The organism is Amycolatopsis sp. NPDC003865 (assembly GCF_053605345.1).
On the sequence record NZ_JBSGJA010000025.1, the window covers coordinates 79,515 to 96,716 of the forward strand.

Annotated in this window: 15 protein-coding genes and 1 pseudogene; 8 read left to right on the plus strand and 8 right to left on the minus strand. The window is 71.0% G+C overall.

All coding sequences use genetic code 11. From position 1 onward, the window contains the following. Positions 1–87: 87 nt before the first annotated feature. Positions 88–501: pseudogene (locus ACWEVP_RS41335) on the plus strand (GNAT family N-acetyltransferase); the annotation flags it as partial. A 66-nt stretch (positions 502–567) separates the two neighbouring features. Here the strand turns inward: ACWEVP_RS41335 and ACWEVP_RS41340 are convergent. Beyond that, positions 568–1,419: a hypothetical protein gene (locus tag ACWEVP_RS41340; protein WP_452068041.1), complete on the minus strand. Its 852-nt coding sequence runs from the start codon at positions 1,417–1,419 to the stop codon at positions 568–570. A gap of 340 nt (positions 1,420–1,759) precedes the next feature. Here ACWEVP_RS41340 and ACWEVP_RS41345 point away from each other — a divergent pair, with 340 nt between their 5' ends. After that, on the plus strand, positions 1,760–2,689 hold the full coding sequence (locus tag ACWEVP_RS41345) for an esterase/lipase family protein (RefSeq protein ID WP_452068042.1): 930 nt from the start codon (positions 1,760–1,762) through the stop codon (positions 2,687–2,689). A gap of 68 nt (positions 2,690–2,757) precedes the next feature. After that, positions 2,758–3,183 (plus strand): hypothetical protein, encoded by a 426-nt coding sequence (locus ACWEVP_RS41350; RefSeq protein WP_452068043.1) that lies wholly within the window; start codon positions 2,758–2,760, stop codon positions 3,181–3,183. Here ACWEVP_RS41350 and ACWEVP_RS41355 read toward each other — a convergent pair. Further along, positions 3,180–3,575, minus strand: coding sequence for a hypothetical protein (locus ACWEVP_RS41355; RefSeq protein ID WP_452068044.1), 396 nt, complete (start codon positions 3,573–3,575; stop codon positions 3,180–3,182). The two genes, ACWEVP_RS41350 and ACWEVP_RS41355, sit on opposite strands and share 4 nt — an antisense overlap. A gap of 137 nt (positions 3,576–3,712) precedes the next feature. On the opposite strand from ACWEVP_RS41355, the gene ACWEVP_RS41360 reads away from it, so the two are divergent. Next, positions 3,713–4,528 carry a DUF1206 domain-containing protein gene (locus tag ACWEVP_RS41360; RefSeq protein WP_452068103.1) on the plus strand — a complete coding sequence of 272 codons (816 nt, stop codon included), beginning with the start codon at positions 3,713–3,715 and terminating at the stop codon, positions 4,526–4,528. Here ACWEVP_RS41360 and ACWEVP_RS41365 read toward each other — a convergent pair. Further along, positions 4,525–6,378: a GTP-binding protein gene (locus ACWEVP_RS41365; RefSeq protein ID WP_452068045.1), complete on the minus strand. Its 1,854-nt coding sequence runs from the start codon at positions 6,376–6,378 to the stop codon at positions 4,525–4,527. The two genes, ACWEVP_RS41360 and ACWEVP_RS41365, sit on opposite strands and share 4 nt — an antisense overlap. A 247-nt stretch (positions 6,379–6,625) precedes the next feature. On the opposite strand from ACWEVP_RS41365, the gene ACWEVP_RS41370 reads away from it, so the two are divergent. Then, a complete protein-coding gene (locus ACWEVP_RS41370; protein ID WP_452068046.1) occupies positions 6,626–7,066 on the plus strand; it encodes a DoxX family protein in 441 nt (146 codons plus the stop codon). Here ACWEVP_RS41370 and ACWEVP_RS41375 read toward each other — a convergent pair. Continuing rightward, positions 7,063–7,773, minus strand: a complete 711-nt coding sequence (locus ACWEVP_RS41375) for a TIGR03089 family protein (RefSeq protein ID WP_452068047.1) — start codon at positions 7,771–7,773, stop codon at positions 7,063–7,065. The genes ACWEVP_RS41370 and ACWEVP_RS41375 overlap by 4 nt on opposite strands. Before the next feature lie 108 nt (positions 7,774–7,881). On the opposite strand from ACWEVP_RS41375, the gene ACWEVP_RS41380 reads away from it, so the two are divergent. Next, positions 7,882–8,712, plus strand: a complete 831-nt coding sequence (locus ACWEVP_RS41380; protein WP_452068048.1) for an NmrA family NAD(P)-binding protein — start codon at positions 7,882–7,884, stop codon at positions 8,710–8,712. Here ACWEVP_RS41380 and ACWEVP_RS41385 read toward each other — a convergent pair. After that, positions 8,705–10,000: an LCP family protein gene (locus ACWEVP_RS41385; protein ID WP_452068049.1), complete on the minus strand. Its 1,296-nt coding sequence runs from the start codon at positions 9,998–10,000 to the stop codon at positions 8,705–8,707. The genes ACWEVP_RS41380 and ACWEVP_RS41385 overlap by 8 nt on opposite strands. Before the next feature lie 38 nt (positions 10,001–10,038). After that, positions 10,039–11,565, minus strand: coding sequence for an LCP family protein (locus ACWEVP_RS41390; protein WP_452068050.1), 1,527 nt, complete (start codon positions 11,563–11,565; stop codon positions 10,039–10,041). 139 nt (positions 11,566–11,704) lie between these two features. On the opposite strand from ACWEVP_RS41390, the gene rfbB reads away from it, so the two are divergent. Both rfbB and rfbD read left to right on the plus strand, forming a co-directional pair. Continuing rightward, entirely contained in the window at positions 11,705–12,694 is a 990-nt protein-coding gene (gene rfbB / locus ACWEVP_RS41395) for a dTDP-glucose 4,6-dehydratase (protein ID WP_452068051.1), read from the plus strand. Positions 12,695–12,702: 8 nt separating this feature from the next. Then, positions 12,703–13,590 carry a dTDP-4-dehydrorhamnose reductase gene (gene rfbD / locus ACWEVP_RS41400; protein ID WP_452068052.1) on the plus strand — a complete coding sequence of 296 codons (888 nt, stop codon included), beginning with the start codon at positions 12,703–12,705 and terminating at the stop codon, positions 13,588–13,590. On the opposite strand, the gene ACWEVP_RS41405 is transcribed toward rfbD, so the two are convergent. Both ACWEVP_RS41405 and ACWEVP_RS41410 read right to left on the minus strand, forming a co-directional pair. Continuing rightward, the gene (locus tag ACWEVP_RS41405) at positions 13,584–14,669 is read right to left on the minus strand and encodes a glycosyltransferase family 4 protein (protein ID WP_452068053.1); all 1,086 of its coding nucleotides are present in this window, start codon (positions 14,667–14,669) and stop codon (positions 13,584–13,586) included. The two genes, rfbD and ACWEVP_RS41405, sit on opposite strands and share 7 nt — an antisense overlap. Then, a complete protein-coding gene (locus ACWEVP_RS41410) occupies positions 14,662–17,172 on the minus strand; it encodes a glycosyltransferase (protein ID WP_452068054.1) in 2,511 nt (836 codons plus the stop codon). Before ACWEVP_RS41410 ends, ACWEVP_RS41405 begins: the two co-directional genes overlap by 8 nt. Positions 17,173–17,202: the final 30 nt, after the last annotated feature.

The window sequence follows — 17,202 nt, forward strand, 5'->3', positions numbered from 1 at the left end:
GCCGGGGTTGCCCGGCGCCCCCTCGAAGGCGATGATTCCTTCGTGATGTTCGCGCCGGGCGGCAGAAGGACGACGGGGCGGGAATAGATGGCTTCTCCTGAGGACGCGACGAGCTCCGTCCGGAGTGTTTCCTGGAGTTCGCTCACCGACGCTGAAGCCGACGCGATCCGCGCTATCTACGAAGAAGCCTTCCCGGCGACCGAGCGGCGCGTCCTCGCCGAGGTCGTGGCCACGGCCGACTGGCTGTGGGTGGCGAAGTGCGGTGACACGGTGACCGGATTCGCGACCGCGGCCTCGCTGTCGACGGCGAATGCTGCCCTCTTGCAGTACCTTGCCGTGTCGCCACGCTTCCGGTCGGCGGGGATCGGGTCGCTGCTGCTGGCGTACATCGAACGCGACCTGCGCGATTCGGAGAACGCGCTGGATGGCGTCTACATAGAGATCGAGCCGCTGGGTGACCCGGACGCCGAGGCACAGCCCGAGCGCAGGTACGCGTTCTACCGGCGCTGGGGCGCTGAGCTGGTCACTCGGATGCCGGAGTACTTCATCGCCGACTTCTCCTCGGCGTCACCCAGCCGCTTGTCGATGCTCCTGCTCTGGCGGCCGTTGAACGGTGCCGGTCAGCCGGGCTCGGACCGCCTTCGAGATGCTTTGTCCGATATCTACGAGAGTGAGTACTCGCAGCATGCCGATCCGAGCTTCCTCGTCGACATCCTGGAGCGCGTCCGAGGCTAGCTCCGGTGCCGGCGGAGCCGTCCGTGCGGCGACGGCGGCCGCTACGACGGGGTCGAGCACCTTGCGGACGACCGGCTCGTACCATTCGCCGTGCTCGGTCCAGTAGTCCTGGATCGCTCGACTCTTGGACGCTATGTATTCGAAGTAGACGATCCACGAACCTCGGTTGTCCTCGTCGAAGAAAACGTCGGTGTTGAGCGTGAACGCCATGAGATCCACGAACATCTCGCTCACGATCCGTACTTTCAAGCCCAGCTCTTCGGAATCCGAGGGAAGGGTATCTTCGTAGAAGTAGGTCCACAGTCCCGGATCATTCAAGAAGACCGTAGTCAGGTTTTGCATTTCCCGGACGACGTTCTGGTAGAGAAGAGACTTGTTGGATTTCGCGAGGATGGCCGTCTGTTCGGCCACATAGGTCGTCTGTGTGGTCTGTAGCCGGGTTTGCTCGGCCACGTAGGACGTCTGCTCCGCCTGTGCGGCGATTTGCTTGCTGACTGCGTCCAGGCTGCGAACCGACGCGTCGCGTTGATCACGCAATGACTCGGCCTGTCTTTTTAGCTGGAGTGCCACGAATACGAGGGTCAGTAGAGTGCCGGTTGCCCCGGCCACGGTACCGAGAGATTCGACAATTTCGGTCCATTTGACGGTCTCGGTGACCTGCGCTGCGTCCAATGCCAACTGCATGCACGCGAGTCGCGTGCGGGGTGGAGTTTGTTACGCCGCAGAAAAGATCAAGGATGCCGGAGTGATTGCGCCGGTGGCTGGCCGCCGGGTCGTGGGCCGGGAACGACCACGCAAATCTGGCGAACCAGCCTCTTGTTGTAGCCGGCCAAGCCGCTGACAAGACGCCGTTCGGGTGTCGGGCCCCGGCGATCTTGCGAGTGTCCTCGGATCCGGCCTGTGACCTGGAGCAGGGCAAGAGTCGGCAGAAAGTCACCCACCAGGGGGAGTGTCCGAACATGTTACCCGCGCGTTAAGTCTTCGGTGACGCGGATCACCATCGGTTCACAGAGAGGTGAAACGGATGGGTGCGACTACGCGCAGGTGGCTCACGACGGCCGTCGCTACGGCGGCGGCCTTCGCGCTGGGGGCCGGGGCTGCTCGAGCGGCCGAAACGGAATCCACCGGGCCCGTGCAGCCCAACATCCTCACAGCGGCGGTCTACTCGCTGGCCAACCCGACCATCGCGCCACCCGGGGCGAACGACTGGAACTGCAAACCCACCGCTCAGCACCCCAACCCCGTCCTGCTCTCCAACGGCACCACCGCCAACGCCTACGAAAACTGGGCCAACCTCTCCCAGAAGCTCGCCAACGCCGGCTACTGCGTCTTCGCCGGCAACTTCGGCGGGGCGCCCGGCGCCTTCCTGCAGACCGTCGGACCCGTCGCCGACACCACGAAAGCGCTTGCCGCCTTCGGGGACAAGATCCTCGCCGCGACGGGCGCGAGCAAGCTCGACGTCGTCGGACACTCGCAAGGCGGGATGAACGTCCGGTACTGGATCAAGTACCTCGGCGGTGCCGGCAAGATCAGCCGGCTCGTCGGGCTCTCGCCGTCCAACCACGGGACCGATCTCTTCGGCCTGCTCAGCACGCTCGAAATGATCCCCGGCGTGCCCGCCGCGCTCGGGACCGTCTGCCAGGCCTGCAACGAACAGGCCGTCGGCTCGGACTTCCTCACCGACCTCAACGCCGGCGGCGAAACCGTCGACGGCATCCAGTACACCGTCATCCAGACCCGGTACGACGACGTCGTGACGCCCTACACGAGCGCCTTCCTCCCGGCGGGGCCCAACGTCAAGAACATCCTGCTGCAGAACGTCTGCGGGCTCGACTTCACCGACCACCTCGGCATCACCTACGACCCCGTCGCCGAGGGGCTCGTCCTCAACGCGCTCGACCCCGCCCACGCCAAGACGCCGCCCTGCGTGCCGGTGCCGCCGGTGATCAGCTGAGTTTCGCCACATGAGACATAACCCACCGCCGGGGCGGATTTCCGCTCCGGCGGTGTCACCCTCGAAAGATGTACTGGCCGGTTCCGGCGTCCTGGACGCCCCACGACGAAGCCGAGCTGGTCGCCGGCTGGCGGCTGTGGCTCGAGCTGTCCGACCGCGCCTGGCCGACGGCCGCCTGGGACGGCACGCCCGCCGACGCCGTCCGTCAGCTGCGTGACCTGCTCGCCGCGTGCGACGAGATCGAGACGTCCTACCGGGCGGCCGCGCCCGAGCCGTCTCCCGCTTTCCTCAGCCTGACCCAGGGGCTCGCCGTCACAGCGGGCTCGACGATCTCGCTCTGGTTCGACGACTTCGAGCAGCTCGACGGCGAACGCGCCGCCCTGCTGCACGAGGACCTCGCGCGCTTCGCCGAGCAGGCCGAGCAGGTGCTGACGCTGCTGGCGGTCAACGGCGGCTGGGCGCGCCTCGACGAAATCCGGCGCCGGCCCGCCTAAGCGAGCGTCGGGTCCGCGCCGCCGCCCTCGACGAGCCGGAACCGCGTGCCGCCCAGGTACTGCTCGAGCGGGCGGTCGAGCGTCAGCTCGGGCCCCGGTTCGAGGGCCCACCCGAGCTCGACCAGCGTGTCGACGTGCTGCCGGCGTTCGACGCGGTGGGCGACCTCCGTGCCGTCGAGCGACCAGGTGCCGTCGATCTCCATCCGCAGCCGGACGGCGAGCCGGCCCGGTTCCGGTTCGGCCCAGTCGAAGCGCTGGACGCAGAACTCCGTGCTCCAGCTCGACCAGTACTGCCAGCCCGTTCCGTCGGCGCGGAAGCCGAGCTCGGTGTACTCGGGTGAGCCGGGGTACAGCTCCGACTCCGACCAGTAGCCGACCAATCGCGCGTTCACCCCGCGATCGTTCCACAGGCACAGCAAGTGATTAGTCCGCTTGGCCCAGTCGATCACGATCCGGAGTGGGTACCTGAGCAGGCATGAACCGGACATCAGAAGGCGCGAACCGGGCCGAGGCCAAGGCCGGAAGAGGCGTGCGCCGGACCGAGGCCGACGCCCAGCGAGGCGAGAAGAGCGATACCGCGCAGCTGCTCGGCCGGATCGGCATGGCCTGCTACGGCGTCGTCCACCTCGTCATCGCCTACCTCGCCGTCCAGGTCGCCTTCGGCGACAGCGAGCAGGCCGACCAGAAAGGCGCGCTGCAGCAGATCGGCTCGACGGCGTTCGGCCAGGTCCTGCTGTGGATCGTGGCCATCGGTCTCGTCCTGTTCGGCCTCTGGCAGTTCATGATGGCCGCCACCGGCTACGAGTGGGTCAGCGGCGGGAAGCGGACGCGCAAGCGGATCGGCGCCGCCGCCCGCGGGGTCGTCGTCATCGCGCTGGGCTTCACCGCCTTCCGGATCGCCACCGGCAGCGGTGGCGGCGGGTCGAGCAGCCAGAAGCAGCAGGAGTTCACGGCCGAGCTGCTGAAGCTGCCCGCCGGGCCGGCGCTGGTGGTCATCGCCGCGGCGTGCGTCCTGGGGGTCGCCATCGCCGCCGGGGTGAAGGGCATCAAGAAGAAGTTCCTCGAAGACCTGAACACGACCGAGCTGCCCGGCAAGACCAAGCGCTGGATCGGCGGCGTCGGCCGGGTCGGCTACCTCGCCAAGGGCGTCGTCCTCGCGATCGTCGCGATCCTGCTCGCCATCGCCGGGTTCCAGGCCGACCCGAACAAGGCCGGCGGGCTGGACAGCGCGCTGAAGACGCTCGCCGCCCAGCCCTTCGGCACCGTGCTGCTCACCGTCGTCGCGCTCGGCCTCGCCGCGTTCGGCGCGTACTGCTTCGGCGCGGCCTGGGCGCACAAGCGCTAACGCCGGGCCACCCGGGCGAGGTATTCCTTGCGGTCCAACGGGTTCTCGCCGGTCCGCGGCCGGGTCGGCGGCGGACCGGGGTACGGCCGGTAGCCGGTGAACTCGCTGAGGAAGACGCCCTCGCCCTGGCTCAGGGCCGGCAGCGCCTGCTCGAACGCGTGGACGTGCTCCGCCGGGATCGTGCCGTGCAACGTGCACGACGACGGCCCGGCCGCGGGTTCGCCGGGCACCGCACGCAGCTGGGCGAGCTTGAGCAGGACCGCGCTGACGGCGTTCGCCGGGATCTCCAGCTCGAAGCGGTGCACCGGCTCGTGCACCCGGGTGCCGGCCTCCCGCAGCGCCGCCATCAGCACCAGAGGCGTCATCTTGCGGAAGTCGCCCGCCGCGCTGAGCGGGCTGAAGAACGCCGTGTGCGTCAGCGTGACGGCGGCGTCGAGCACCTCCCACCCGTACAGGCCTTGCTCGAGCGTGGCGTGGACGGTCTCCTCGATCGCCTTGTGGAACGCCAGGGGCAACGAGCCCAGCTCGACCGACAGCCCGAACGAGACCCCGGGGCCGGGCTCCACCCGCAGGCCGACCGTCGCGAAGAAGTACAGCCGCTGCGCCGGATCCAGCCCCTCGACCGCTTCCCCGATGCCGATCGGCTTCTCGACGTACAGCGTGCGCGTCTCTTCGAACGCGACGTCGATGCCGGCGCCCTCGGCCAGCATCGAGCGCAGCACCTCCTTCTGCACTTCGCCGTAGAACCGCACCGAGAGGTCGTGGCCGCGGCGGCGGACGTCGATCAACGGGTCCTCTTCGGACAGCCGCGTCAACGCCGTGAACAGCGCGGCCGCCTGCTCGGACCGGACCGGCCGCACCACGGTCTCCAGGCTGGGCGGCGCGAACACGCCGTCGCGGGCGGTGCCGGGGGAGCCGAGCCGGTCGCCGATCCGGACCTCGCGCAGCCCGCGGATCCGCGCGACGTCGCCGGCGAGCGCCACGGCGTCGCCGGCGACCTCGACCGCCGAGACCCGGCCGGTCAGCTCGGTTCCGCCGCGGTAGAAGGGAATCCGCTGCCGCGGGGCCAGCGAGCCGGAGTGCAGGCGCGCGTAGGCGATCTTCTCGCCGGCGCGGCCGCGGTCGATCTTGAACACCGTCGCGGCCAGCCGGCCGGCGCCGGTGCGTTCGGTCGCCGGGAGCAGCTCGGTCATCGCCGTGACCAGGTCCGCGACACCGGCGCCGGTGATCGCCGAGCCGGTCAGGACGGGGTGCACCAGGCACCCCGCGACCTGGCGGGCCAGCTCGGCGCGGCAGGCCGCGGTGTCGACGCGCTCGTCCACATAGGACTCCAGGAACGCGTCGTCACCGTCGGCCAGCAGCTCGCCCAGCTCGTCGGCGGACGTGGTCTTCAGCGCGAACGCCCGTGGCGCCAGCTTCGCGCGGATGTCGCCGAGCTGGTCGCGGGCACCCGCCCGGTCGGTCTTGTTGACGAACACGAGCGTCGGGATGCCGAGCCGGCGCAGCGTGCGCATCAGCACGCGGGTCTGGGCCTGGACGCCGTCGACGGCGGACACCACCAGGACGGCGCCGTCGAGCACGCGCAGCGCGCGCTCGACCTCGGCGATGAAGTCCGAGTGGCCCGGGGTGTCGATCAGCGTGATCCGGGTGCCGCCGGCCAGGAACGAGACCACCGCGGAGCGGATGGTGATGCCGCGACGGCGTTCCAGCTCCAGGGAGTCGGTCTGGGTGTCGCCGCCGTCGACGCTGCCGAGGTGGTCGATGGCGCCCGCTTCGAAGAGCAGGCGCTCGGTCAGGCTGGTCTTACCGGCGTCGACGTGCGCGAGGATGCCGATGTTCAGGGTTTTCACGGTCGTGGGAGGTCCTTTGTGATGCGGGTGACAGGCCGGGCAGGACGGTCTGTCGGCGCATCGGGGTCTCCTCACGGTCGAGAACGCAGGTCAGGGCGAAGATAGCCCCGCGGGTGGCCGTGCGAAAAGCGAATTTCGGTCCCTGTCGGTTCCCTGTCGATCACCCTCCGGAGCTTCGATCGGGCGCGCCGGGGCCCTAACTTGGGGCGGGTCAGTTGAAAATTCACCCACCGGGGAGCTGAAACCGATGTTCGGACGAGTCAAGGACGTGGCGCTGCTGCTGGGGAGGATCGGCGTCGCGGTCGTCTTCCTCGCGCACGGGCTCCAGAAGTGGAACAACGGCATCGACGGCACGGCGAAGTTCTTCGAGATGACGGGCATCCCGCTGCCCACGGCCGCCGCCGTCTTCGCGATGACCGTCGAGATCCTCGGCTCGGTCGCCTTCATCATCGGGTTCCTGATGCCGCTGGTGGGCATCGGGTACGTCGTGATCTCGGTGGGCGCGCTGCTCTCGGTGCACATCGACAACGGCCTGACCGGCCAGGGCGGCTACGAGCTGGTCCTGGTGCTGGCGCTGGCCGGGCTCGCCCTCGGCTTCAACGGCGGCCGCCTGTCGCTGGACCACCTGCTGTGGGGTCGCAGGCGGGCGCGCCGCGAAGCCGAGGTCGGCGAGCTGCAGAACGCCTAAGCCGGGAGGTCCGCCGTGGTGCGCTCGGCGTCACGGCGGGCCTGCAGCTTGGCCTCGTCCGCGTTGCTCACGTGGACCAGGTGGGCGCCCGCGGCGAGGGGGACGAGCAGGCCGTCGAGGATGCCCTCCGGTCCGGTCCAGTCCCGGGTGGACAGCACCCGGTCGTCCGCGGTGAGGCCGAGTTTCGCCGCCCGGGCCCGGGCTTCGGCCAGCAGTTCGTCCACAGTGGAGTCGAAGAGCGCGGCCGTGTCGCCCGGGATCGGGAAGAGCGGGCGGTACTGGTCGCCCGCCGCGCGGGACTCGGTCAGGTAATCGAACGCGCCGCCGCCGGGCGGCTCGGCCAGCCCGCGGCCCATCGGGTCGAGCGTGACGACGGCCGTCGCCGCGGCGCCGGTCGGTTCCGGGTCGTCCGGCCCGACGAACGCCACCCGCGCGCCGGCGCCCTCGGTCACGACGCGCGCCCCGCACCACCACGACCCGAGCAGCACACCGACGGTCTGCCAGTGCGCCGGCAGCTGCACGGCCACGGCGTCGCCCGGCTCGACGTCGAACTCCTCGGTCAGCCAGTTGGCCGTCTTGGCGGCCCAGTTGGTGGTCGTCACCACGGACAGCTCGACGCGGCTGCCCAGCTGGTCGTCGTAGTGGGTGATCAACGGTTTCGCGGGCGAGGCCAGCAGCGGGCGCAGCAGCTCGTCGGTCAGGCTCATGCGGACAGGCTAAAGCGCGGACCACCCGCGGCGCCGGTTGACACCGCCACGCGAACCTCAGTACGTTTGCTTTGCAAGCAAATGTAACTGGAGAGCTGGGGGACAGCCATGACCGTTCTCGTCACCGGCGCGCGCGGACACGTCGGCCGCGCCGTGCTCGACGCGCTCGTCGCCGCAGGTCAGGACGTACGCGCGTCGAGCCGCGACGCGACCACGCTCGACGTGCCCACCGCGAAGGTGAGCGCCGACCTCGAAGATCCGTCCACACTGGACGCCGCGCTCGACGGCGTCGAGTCGGTGTTCCTGTACACGCGGCCCTCGGGGATCGAGGGCTTCGTGAAGGCGGCCGAAGCGGCGGGCGTGCGGCACGTCGTGCTGCTCTCGTCGGGGGCGACGCTCGAACCGGCGTCCGCGCAGAGCCGCATCGCCGCGTTGCACCACGCCGTGGAGCGGGCGTTGATCGCGGCGCCGTTCGGGGAGACGCGGCTCAACCCAGGCGCGTTCGCCACGAACGTCCTGGGCTGGCGTGCGGACATCGCGTCGGGAGTGATCCGCACGGCTTACCCGGATTCGCGGGTCGGCGCCATCCACGAAAAGGACATCGGCGACGTCGCGGCGAAGATTCTCGTCGACGGCTCGCACGTCGGGGCGGCGCTGCAGCTCAGCGGGCCGGAGCCGCTCAGCTTCCGGGAGCAGGCGGCGGTGCTCGCCGACGTCCTCGGCCGCCCGCTGCCGGTCGAGGAGCTGACGCCCGAGGAGGCCGCCGAGCGGATGGTCGCGCTGGGGTGGCCGCCCGAGGTGCCGCCGGAGGTCCTGCGGGCCTGGGCGCGGACGTCGCGGGAGCCGTCGGTGGTGACGAACGTGGTGCGCGAGGTGACCGGGCACGCGCCGCGGACGTTCCGGCAGTGGGTGGCGGACCACCGCGCCGACTTCAGTTGACGCAGGGGACTCCGTCGGAGGCCTGGAGCAGCGGCGCCGCGGCGGGGGCGGCGCCGCTGCCCGAGCCGCCACCGGCGGGGACCGCGCCGCCGGCCGCCGGGGAACCGCCCGGGGCCGGCCGGCCGGCCAGGCCCGCCACGAACGCGCGGACCGCCTTCGGGTCGATCTCCACGATGCTCTGGCCGTCTTCGCTGCGCCCGTTCGCGGTGATCACCGGGATCGTCGCGAACGACAGGTCGCCCGACGCGATGCCCTTCGCCTGCTGCGCGAACTGCAGCAGGTCGAGGCCCGGGTCGAGGACCAGCGACCGGTGCACCGCGTCCATCAGGTTGTTCAGCGTGCCGGGGCTGGTCAGCGTGCCGGCGGAGAGCACCTGGTGCAGCGCCGAGGACAGGAACGCCTGCTGCCGCACGATCCGGTCCAGGTCGCCGCGCGGCAGGTTCTTGCGCTGCCGGACGAACGAAAGCGCTTCACCGCCCGACACCGTCTGCTCGCCGCGGCGGAAGTTCGCGCCCGAGTCCTTGTCCTCGGTCGCGTGGTTCAGGCACACCTTGACCCCGCCGAGCGCCTCGGTGAGCAGGTAGAAGCCCAGCAGGTTGATCTCGGCGTAGTGGTCGACGCGCACCTGGGTGAGGTCCTGCACCGTCTGCACCAGGACCCGGCGGCCCTCGGTGTCGGAGTCGCGCTCGATCTTCGCCTGGTCGCGCTCGCCCTGCGCGCGCAGCTGCTGCGCGAAGTGGGCCTTCGCGATGCCGTACGCCGAATTGATCTTCGCCTTGCCGCGGCCGGGGATTTCGGTCCACGTGTCCCGCGGCACGGACACCGCCGACGGCTTCGAGCCGTCCTTCGGCACCCGCAGCAGGATCACCGTGTCGGTGTTCACCGCGCCGTTGTTGGCCTCGGTCCGCAGCTCCTTCAGCACGCGCAGCGGGAGCTGGTTGCCCTGCGCGTCCGTCCGCGCGTCGCTACCGACGAGCAGGATGTCGTCGGCGCCGTCGTCGGCGGGCGGCGGCGCGGGCTCGCCGGCCCGCGGGGTGAGCGCGTCGGTCGTCGGGACGTTCTGCTGGAGCTGATCCTTGGTCACGTAGGCGTAGCCGCTGGCGCCGAGCGCGAGCAGCGAGACGAGCCCGACCGCGATCCGCCGCGTCACCCGCCCGGCGCGGCGCGCCCGCGAAGGAGCCTCGGCCACCGGAGCCGTCCGCGGGAACGGCGACGGCTTCCACTCCGGATCGTCGCGCTCCGTCACCGGCGTCGCGGCCGGTTCCGGCTGTTCCTGCTCGTCTTCCATCCCCTGCTTACCTCCCCCGACCACCCTGCGTGCTCAGTCTAGTTGACGCAGGGAACGTCGCCCGCGGTGATCGGCGGAGCGGCGGGGGCGGACGAAGCCGCGGTCGACGGCGGTGCCTTCGGGGCCGACGACGTCGGTGCGCCGCCCGGGCCGGCGGCGGAGCTGCGGAAGTCCTTGCCCAGCAGCACGCGCACGTGCCCGGCGGTGACGTCGCGGTCCGGCTCGGCCTGGATCGTCGTGCCCAGTGCCTGCTTGACCAGGTCCAGGGCGGCGCTGTCGGCCGGGTTGTACCGGACGACGGTGGTGTTGCGGGTGCTCAGCTTCTGGTCGGCGGCGAGCGTGAAGCCCTTGTTCTGGAGCAGCGTGTGCGTCTGGCCGGCCAGCGACGGCGAGCCCGAGCCGTCGAACAGCTCGACCGTGACGGCCTTCGCGCCCGGCAGCTGCGTCGACGTCGGCTGGGCCGGGGCGTCGCCGTCCGAGGTCAGCCGGGTCACCTCGGCCTGGACCGCGGCCTGGTCGACGCGCAGCACGTCGGCGCCGCCGATCACCGCGTTGCCCAGCGTCGGGATGGTGTGGAACTCGATGTTGCCGCCGGTCAGGCCGCGCATCTGCTCGGCGAACTCGGTCAGGTCCCAGCCCTGGGAGACCACGACGGACTTCTTGACCGCCGACACGAGGTCGGCGATCTTCGCCGGGCTGGTCAGGACGTCGGACGAGATCACCTTGCGGGCCAGCCCGGAGAGGAACGCCTGCTGGCGCGCGATCCGGTCGAGGTCGTAGTTCGGCAGGCCGTAGCGCTGGCGGACGAACGCGAGCGCCTGCACGCCCTCGATCGTCTGGCGCCCGCCCGGCAGGTCCACGCCGGACTTCACCTCTTTGACCGGTCCGTTGAGGCAGACCTCGACGCCGCCGATCGACTTGGTGATCTCGTAGAAGCTCGCCAGGTTGACCTCGGCGTAGCGGTCGATCATGCCCGGCTTGCCGATGAACTTCTCGATCGTGGCGATCAGGTTCTTCCGGCCGGCGACCTTGGCTTCCGCGTCGGCCTGCTTCAGGTCGGTCATGCCCTGGCGCTGCAACGTTTTGTAAGTGTCCGTGTACGCGTAGACAAAGGCGCTGTTGAGCTTGTGCTTGCCGTAGCCGCCGGCGAGCTCCACCCAGGAGTCGCGGGGGAACGAGATGGCGATCGCGTGCTTCCCGTTCTGGGGGATGTGCACGAGGATCATCGTGTCGGTGTTCAGCTCGCCGTCGGAGACGCCGGCGTGCAGCATGTCCAGCACTTCGCGGGGCAGCGGGTTGCCCTGCGCGTCGGTGCGGCTGTCCTGGCCGACCAGCAGGATGTCGATCGCGCCGTCGAGCGGCTTGGCGTGGGCCTCGGTGTCGGCGAAGACGTTCGTGGTGGTCAGGCCGCTGTTCGGATCACCGATGAAGTGCCAGCCGTACCAGGTCAGGGCCAGGATCGCGACGGACAGCAGGGACACGACGACCTTGGCGCCGCGGCGTGCGAAGACCGCGACGCCGTGACTGCTTCGCGCCGGGACGGGCGGCGCAGGCCATTCGGTCACGCGCTTCCTCCCCTGTGAAACCCCGTGCTTCCCCCAGGGCACCGATGTGCCTCCGGTCATGACTCTACTGAGGGTGTTGTCAGGCCTCCGTAGGCTGGGGGCCGATTGCCCCGTCCGGGGCGCGGAGAAAGGCGGGGTTATGCGGGTCCTGGTCACCGGTGGTGCGGGTTTCATCGGGTCGCACTACGTCCGGCAGGTGCTGACCGGTGCCTACCCGGCGCTGCGTGACGCCGAGGTGGTCGTGCTGGACAAGCTGACCTACGCCGGCAACGAGGCCAACCTGGCCCCGGTCGCCGCCGACCCGCGCCTGCGCTTCGTCCGCGGCGACATCTGCGACGCGCGGAAGGTCGCCGACGTCGTGCGCGGGGTGGACCTGGTCGTGCACTTCGCCGCGGAGTCGCATGTGGACCGCTCGATCCTCGGGGCCGCCGACTTCGTGCTGACGAACGTGCTGGGCACGCAGAACCTGCTGCAGGCGGCCCTGGAAGCGGGCGTCTCGAAGTTCGTGCACGTGTCCACCGACGAGGTGTACGGCTCGATCGAGACCGGGTCCTGGACCGAAGACCACGTGCTGGAGCCGAACTCGCCGTACGCGGCGTCGAAGGCGTCGTCCGACCTGGTGGCGCGGTCGTTCTTCCGCACCCACGGGCTGCCGGTGTGCGTCACGCGGTGCTCCAACAACTACGGTCCGTACCAGTTCCCCGAGAAGGTCATCCCGCTGTTCGTGACGAACCTGCTGGACGGGCGGAAGGTGCCGCTCTACGGCGACGGGCTCAACGTCCGTGACTGGCTGCACGTGGACGACCACTGCCACGGCATCCAGCTGGTCGCCGACGGCGGCCGGCCGGGCGAGATCTACAACATCGGCGGCGGTACCGAGCTGACCAACCGTGCTCTCACCGAGAAGCTGCTGGAGGCGGTGGGCGCCGGCTGGGACAGCGTCGAACCGGTCGAGGACCGCAAGGGTCACGACCGCCGGTATTCGGTGGACATCACGAAGATCTCCGCGGAGCTGGGGTACGCTCCGCGCGTGTCCTTCGAGGACGGTCTGGCCGCGACAGTGGCCTGGTACACGGACAATCGCGCGTGGTGGGAGCCCCTGGCGGAGCGGGCCGCGCTGAAGAAGTAGGGGTTTTCGTGCCGCTGACGGTGCTGGTGCCCGGGGGTTCCGGGCAGCTCGGCCGCGACCTGGCCGCGCTGGCCGCGCCCGGTGTCGACGTCGTCGCGCCCGGTTCGGCCGAGCTGGACGTGACTTCGACGGGACAGGTACTGGCCGCGGTCGGCGCGCTGGCCGACCGGGCGCGGGAGAACGGCTCGTCCCCGGTGGTGGTCAACGCGGCGGCGTACACGGCGGTCGACAAGGCCGAGACGGACGAGGAGCGCGCGTTCGCGGTGAACGCGGACGGCCCGCGGGTCCTGGCGGCGGCGTGCGCTTCCCGGCGGGTGCCGCTGATCCACGTGTCGACGGACTACGTCTTCGCCGGGGACGCTTCTTCGCCTTACGAGCCTTCGGACGAGCTGGGCCCGCGGTCGGCTTACGGCCGGACCAAGGCCGCCGGTGAGGACGCCGTGCTCGGGTCCGGGGCTTCTTCGTGGGTCGTGCGGACCGGGTGGCTGTACGGCAAGTCGGGCTCGAACTTCGTGAAGACCATGGCGCGGCTGGAGGCTTCCCGGCCTGAGCTGTCCGTTGTGGACGATCAGGTCGGTGGTCCTACGTGGACTGCCGACCTGGCCGCGGGGCTGCTCGAGCTGGCTTCGCGGGTGGCCGCCGGGGACGGGCCGGAGCGGCGGATCCTGCACTGCACGAACGCGGGCGCGGTGAGCTGGTGCGGGTTCGCCAAGGCGATCTTCAAGCACCTGGGCGCGGATCCGTCGCGGGTGAAGCCGTGCACGTCGGCGGAGTACCCGCAGGCGGCTACGCGCCCGGCGTACTCGGTGCTGTCACCGGCCTCGTGGAAGGAAGCCTGGCTGACCCCGATGCGCCCGTGGGAAGAGGCCCTGGCCGCTTACTTCAAGGCTCAGTGACGGCCTGAGGCCATCCGGTAGGCGCCGACGGTCAGCTCGGCGCAGGTCCGCCACGTGAAGTTCGCCGCGTGCGCGCGCCTCGACGCCGATGTCGCCACCGCGTGCGGGTCCGTCACCGCCGTTCGCAACGCCTCCGCCAACCCGTCCACGTCTCCGTACGGGACCAGGCTCGCGCAGTCGCCCGCCACTTCGCGCAACGCCGGGATGTCCGTGCACACCACCGGGACGTCCGACGCCATCGCCTCCAGCACCGGCAGCCCGAACCCCTCGTCGCGGGACGGCAGCACCAGTGCCGACGCTCCCGCCACCACCGTGCGCAGGTCCACATCGGACAGATAGCCCGTCTGCGTCGTCCGGGGTGACCGCGGGAACGGGCCCGGGCCGGCGAACACCAGGTCCGGCAGGTCCGGTGCGGCTTCGTGCGCGCGGGTCAGCCAGTCCAAGCCCTTGCGCGGGCCCGCCGCCCCCGCGAACAGCAAGTACCGCGCCGGCAGCCCGAGCCGCGCGCGGCGCTCGTCGTCCGGCGGGCGTGCCGTGAACCACGCCGGGTTCACCCCCAGCGGGGTCACCACGATCTTGTCGCGGGAGACGTCCAGGCGCTCCGCCACCGAGTCGGCCACCGCCGCCGTCGGCGTGCAGATCACGTTCGCGCGGCGCGCGCCGCGGCGGACCAGCTCCGGCAGGCCGCGGTCGCTCGGGGCCAGTTCCGCGGGATTGTCCAAAAAGGCCAGGTCGTGGATCGTCACCACGCCCGCCGCGCGGAAGCGGCCCGGCAGCACGAAGTTCGTGCCGTGCACGACGTCCGTCGGGCCGGCGAACAGCTCCACCGGCGGGAAGTCCGAGCGCAGCCACGCCGCCCGCAGCAGCCGCGCCGCCACCGGCATCCCGCGTGCCCGGGCGCCGTACGGGAGCACGTGCCGCAGCCGGCGCCAGCCGCGCAGCGTGAACGCCACCGCGCGCGTGTCCACCTCGGGGATCGACACCAGCTCTTCGCTCAGCGCGGCCGTGTACCGGCCGATCCCGGTGCGCGCGCCGAGCAGCGGCGTGCCGTCGAGGAGGACGCTCAGGGACCTAGCCACGGCGCAGCCGTTGCTTCGCGACCTTCAGCACCCGGCCGCCGACGCGCCGCGCCAGCTCGGACGCGCCGCCGGCCGCCAGGTACTCCCGCACCAGGTCGACGTCGCGGCGGACCATCGCCCGGCCGCGCACCGGCGCCGTCGTCGTCAGGTCCGCCGACCCCGGCAGCCGGTCGGCCGCCGGGCGCGGGTCGCGGCAGAACTCCACCAGCGGCTTCAGCGCCTCCGGCCAGGTGTACCGCTGCGCGACCGCGGCGATCCGCTCGACGCAGCCCGCGGCGAACTCCTCGTCGTACATGCACTTCTCGAGCGCGTCCGCCAGCGCGGAGGCGTCCTCGGCCGGCACGACGACCCCCAGCCGTTCGGCCCGCACGAGGTCGGCGAACGAGTCGCCGTCGGTGGTGACGATCGGCAGCCCGGCCCACAGGTAGTCGAGCACCCGGGTGCGGAACGCGAACGTCGTCTCGACGTGCTCGTAGTGCGTGGTGACGCCGCAGTTCGCGTCCAGCAGCCAGTTCTGGCGCTCGTGGTAGGGCACCCACTGCTCGTTGAAGTAGACGTGCTTCCCGGTCAGCCCCAGCGAATCCGCGAGCCGGATCGTGCGCGTGCCGATGTCCATCTCGGCGACCTCGGGGTTCGGGTGCTTCATGCCGAGGAACACCAGCCGTACGTCGGCGCGGCGGCGGCGCAGCTCGTCCATCGCGCGGATCAGCGTCAGCGGGTCGAACCAGCTGTAGACCCCGCCGGCCCACAGGATCACGTGGTCGGTGCCGCCGATGCCCAGTGACGAGCGCAGCCCGGGCCCGGTGCGCACCGGCGCCTGCGGCGACAGTCCGAAGGGGACGACCGCGAGCAGCGACTGCGTCGTCGGGTCGGCGTCGTAGAGCCGCGGGGAAAGCCGGCCCAGCGCGGCGAGGTGGCCGAGCCACAGGTGCCGCTGGCGTTCGGACGCGCAGAGGAAGAAGTCGCCGCGCTCGATCTGGGCGTCGAGCACGCGGGTGACGCCGGCGAGGTCGGCGGCGCGCCGGTCGTCGGCGACGCCCTTGCCCTGCTCCAGCAGCTCCAGGTGCATCGGGTCGTAGAGGTCGGCCACGACGATCTTGCCGCTGTGCTCCTTCTTCAGCGACGGCGCCAGCTCCAGCACGTGGCCCTGCAGGACGACGACGTCGGCCCAGGCGATCGGGGCTTCCAGCTCGCGGTGCTTGCCCGCGCTGACGCGGAACGGCGCGGGCGGCGGCGTGGCGAGCGGGTTGGTGGTGATCAGGTGGACGTCGTGCTCGGCGGACAGCGCCAGCGCGATGTTCCAGGCGCGGATCGCCGGGCCGGCCATCCGCTCGGTGAGGGCGTCGCCGGTGATCACGAGGATCTTGCGACGCTGCCCGAAGGCCTTCTCGATGCCGAACGCCTCGACGAGGATGTCGTGCGCGGCGAGGTAGCGCGGCAGCGGGTACGCGGGCTCCAACGCCTTGCGCAGCAAGGGAAGCAGGTCGGCGTCGGTGCGGACGCGCGCGGCCTGTTCGACCGCCCGCGACTCGGCCAGCGACGGCAGCTGCTCGACGAACTGGTCGATCGCGAGCAGCCCGGCGAGCGTGGTCCGCGGGATGGCGACGTCACCCGGCTCGATCGGGCCGACGCCCTGTTCGAGGTCCAGCTGGGTCGCGTCCAGCTCGCCGCGCGCCGTCGCCCGGCGGACGGCCAGGGCGAGCGCCGCGGGCAGCGCGCGGGCGAGCGTCTCGTCGGAGAGGTTCTTGTAGAGCGCGGCGAGGGCGTTGCGCTCCAGGAGGAAGGTCTCGCGGCCGGTTTCCGGCGTGTCGACCGCGGCCATCGTGCCGTGGTGGCGGTGGTACGTCAGCGACTCCGGCACGTACCGGACGCGCCAGCCGCGCAGGTTGAGCCGCCAGCCGAGGTCGACGTCCTCGTAGAACATGAAGAACCGCTCGTCGAAGCCGCCCAGCTCGGCGAACACCGAAGCGCGGACGAACATCGCCGAGCCGGTGCCGAACAGGACGTCCTTCGCGACCTCGTGCTCGGCGGCCGGGACGTCGGCCAGAGGCGAGCCCGCGTGGCGCTTGTAGCCCATGCCGAACCAGGTCAGGCCGCCGTCGACGAAGTCGGTGCCGGTGCCGTCCCAGTCGAGGACCTTGCTGGCCACGGCGGCGACGCGGGGCTGTGCGCGCAGCTCGGCGACCGCGGCGGCGACCCAGCCGGGGGCCGGGCGGGCGTCGTTGTTGAGGAAGCCGAGGACGGTGCCCTTCGCGTGCTTCGCGCCGAGGTTGCAGCCGCCGGCGAACCCGGTGTTGCGCCCGGCTTCGACGACGGTGGCCTGCGGGACGGCTTCGCGGATTCGCGTGGCTTCGCCGGAGTCGACGGAGTTGTCCACGCAGATGAGCTCGAGCTCGGGGTAGTCGTGCTCGGCGAGCGCGCGCAGGCAGGTGATCGTGTCGTCGGCGCCGCGGTAGTTCACCACGATCACGGAGACGAGCGGTTGCGGTTCCCCCTGCGCCAAAGCCTGCTCCTTCGTCGGGATCGAGCGCCA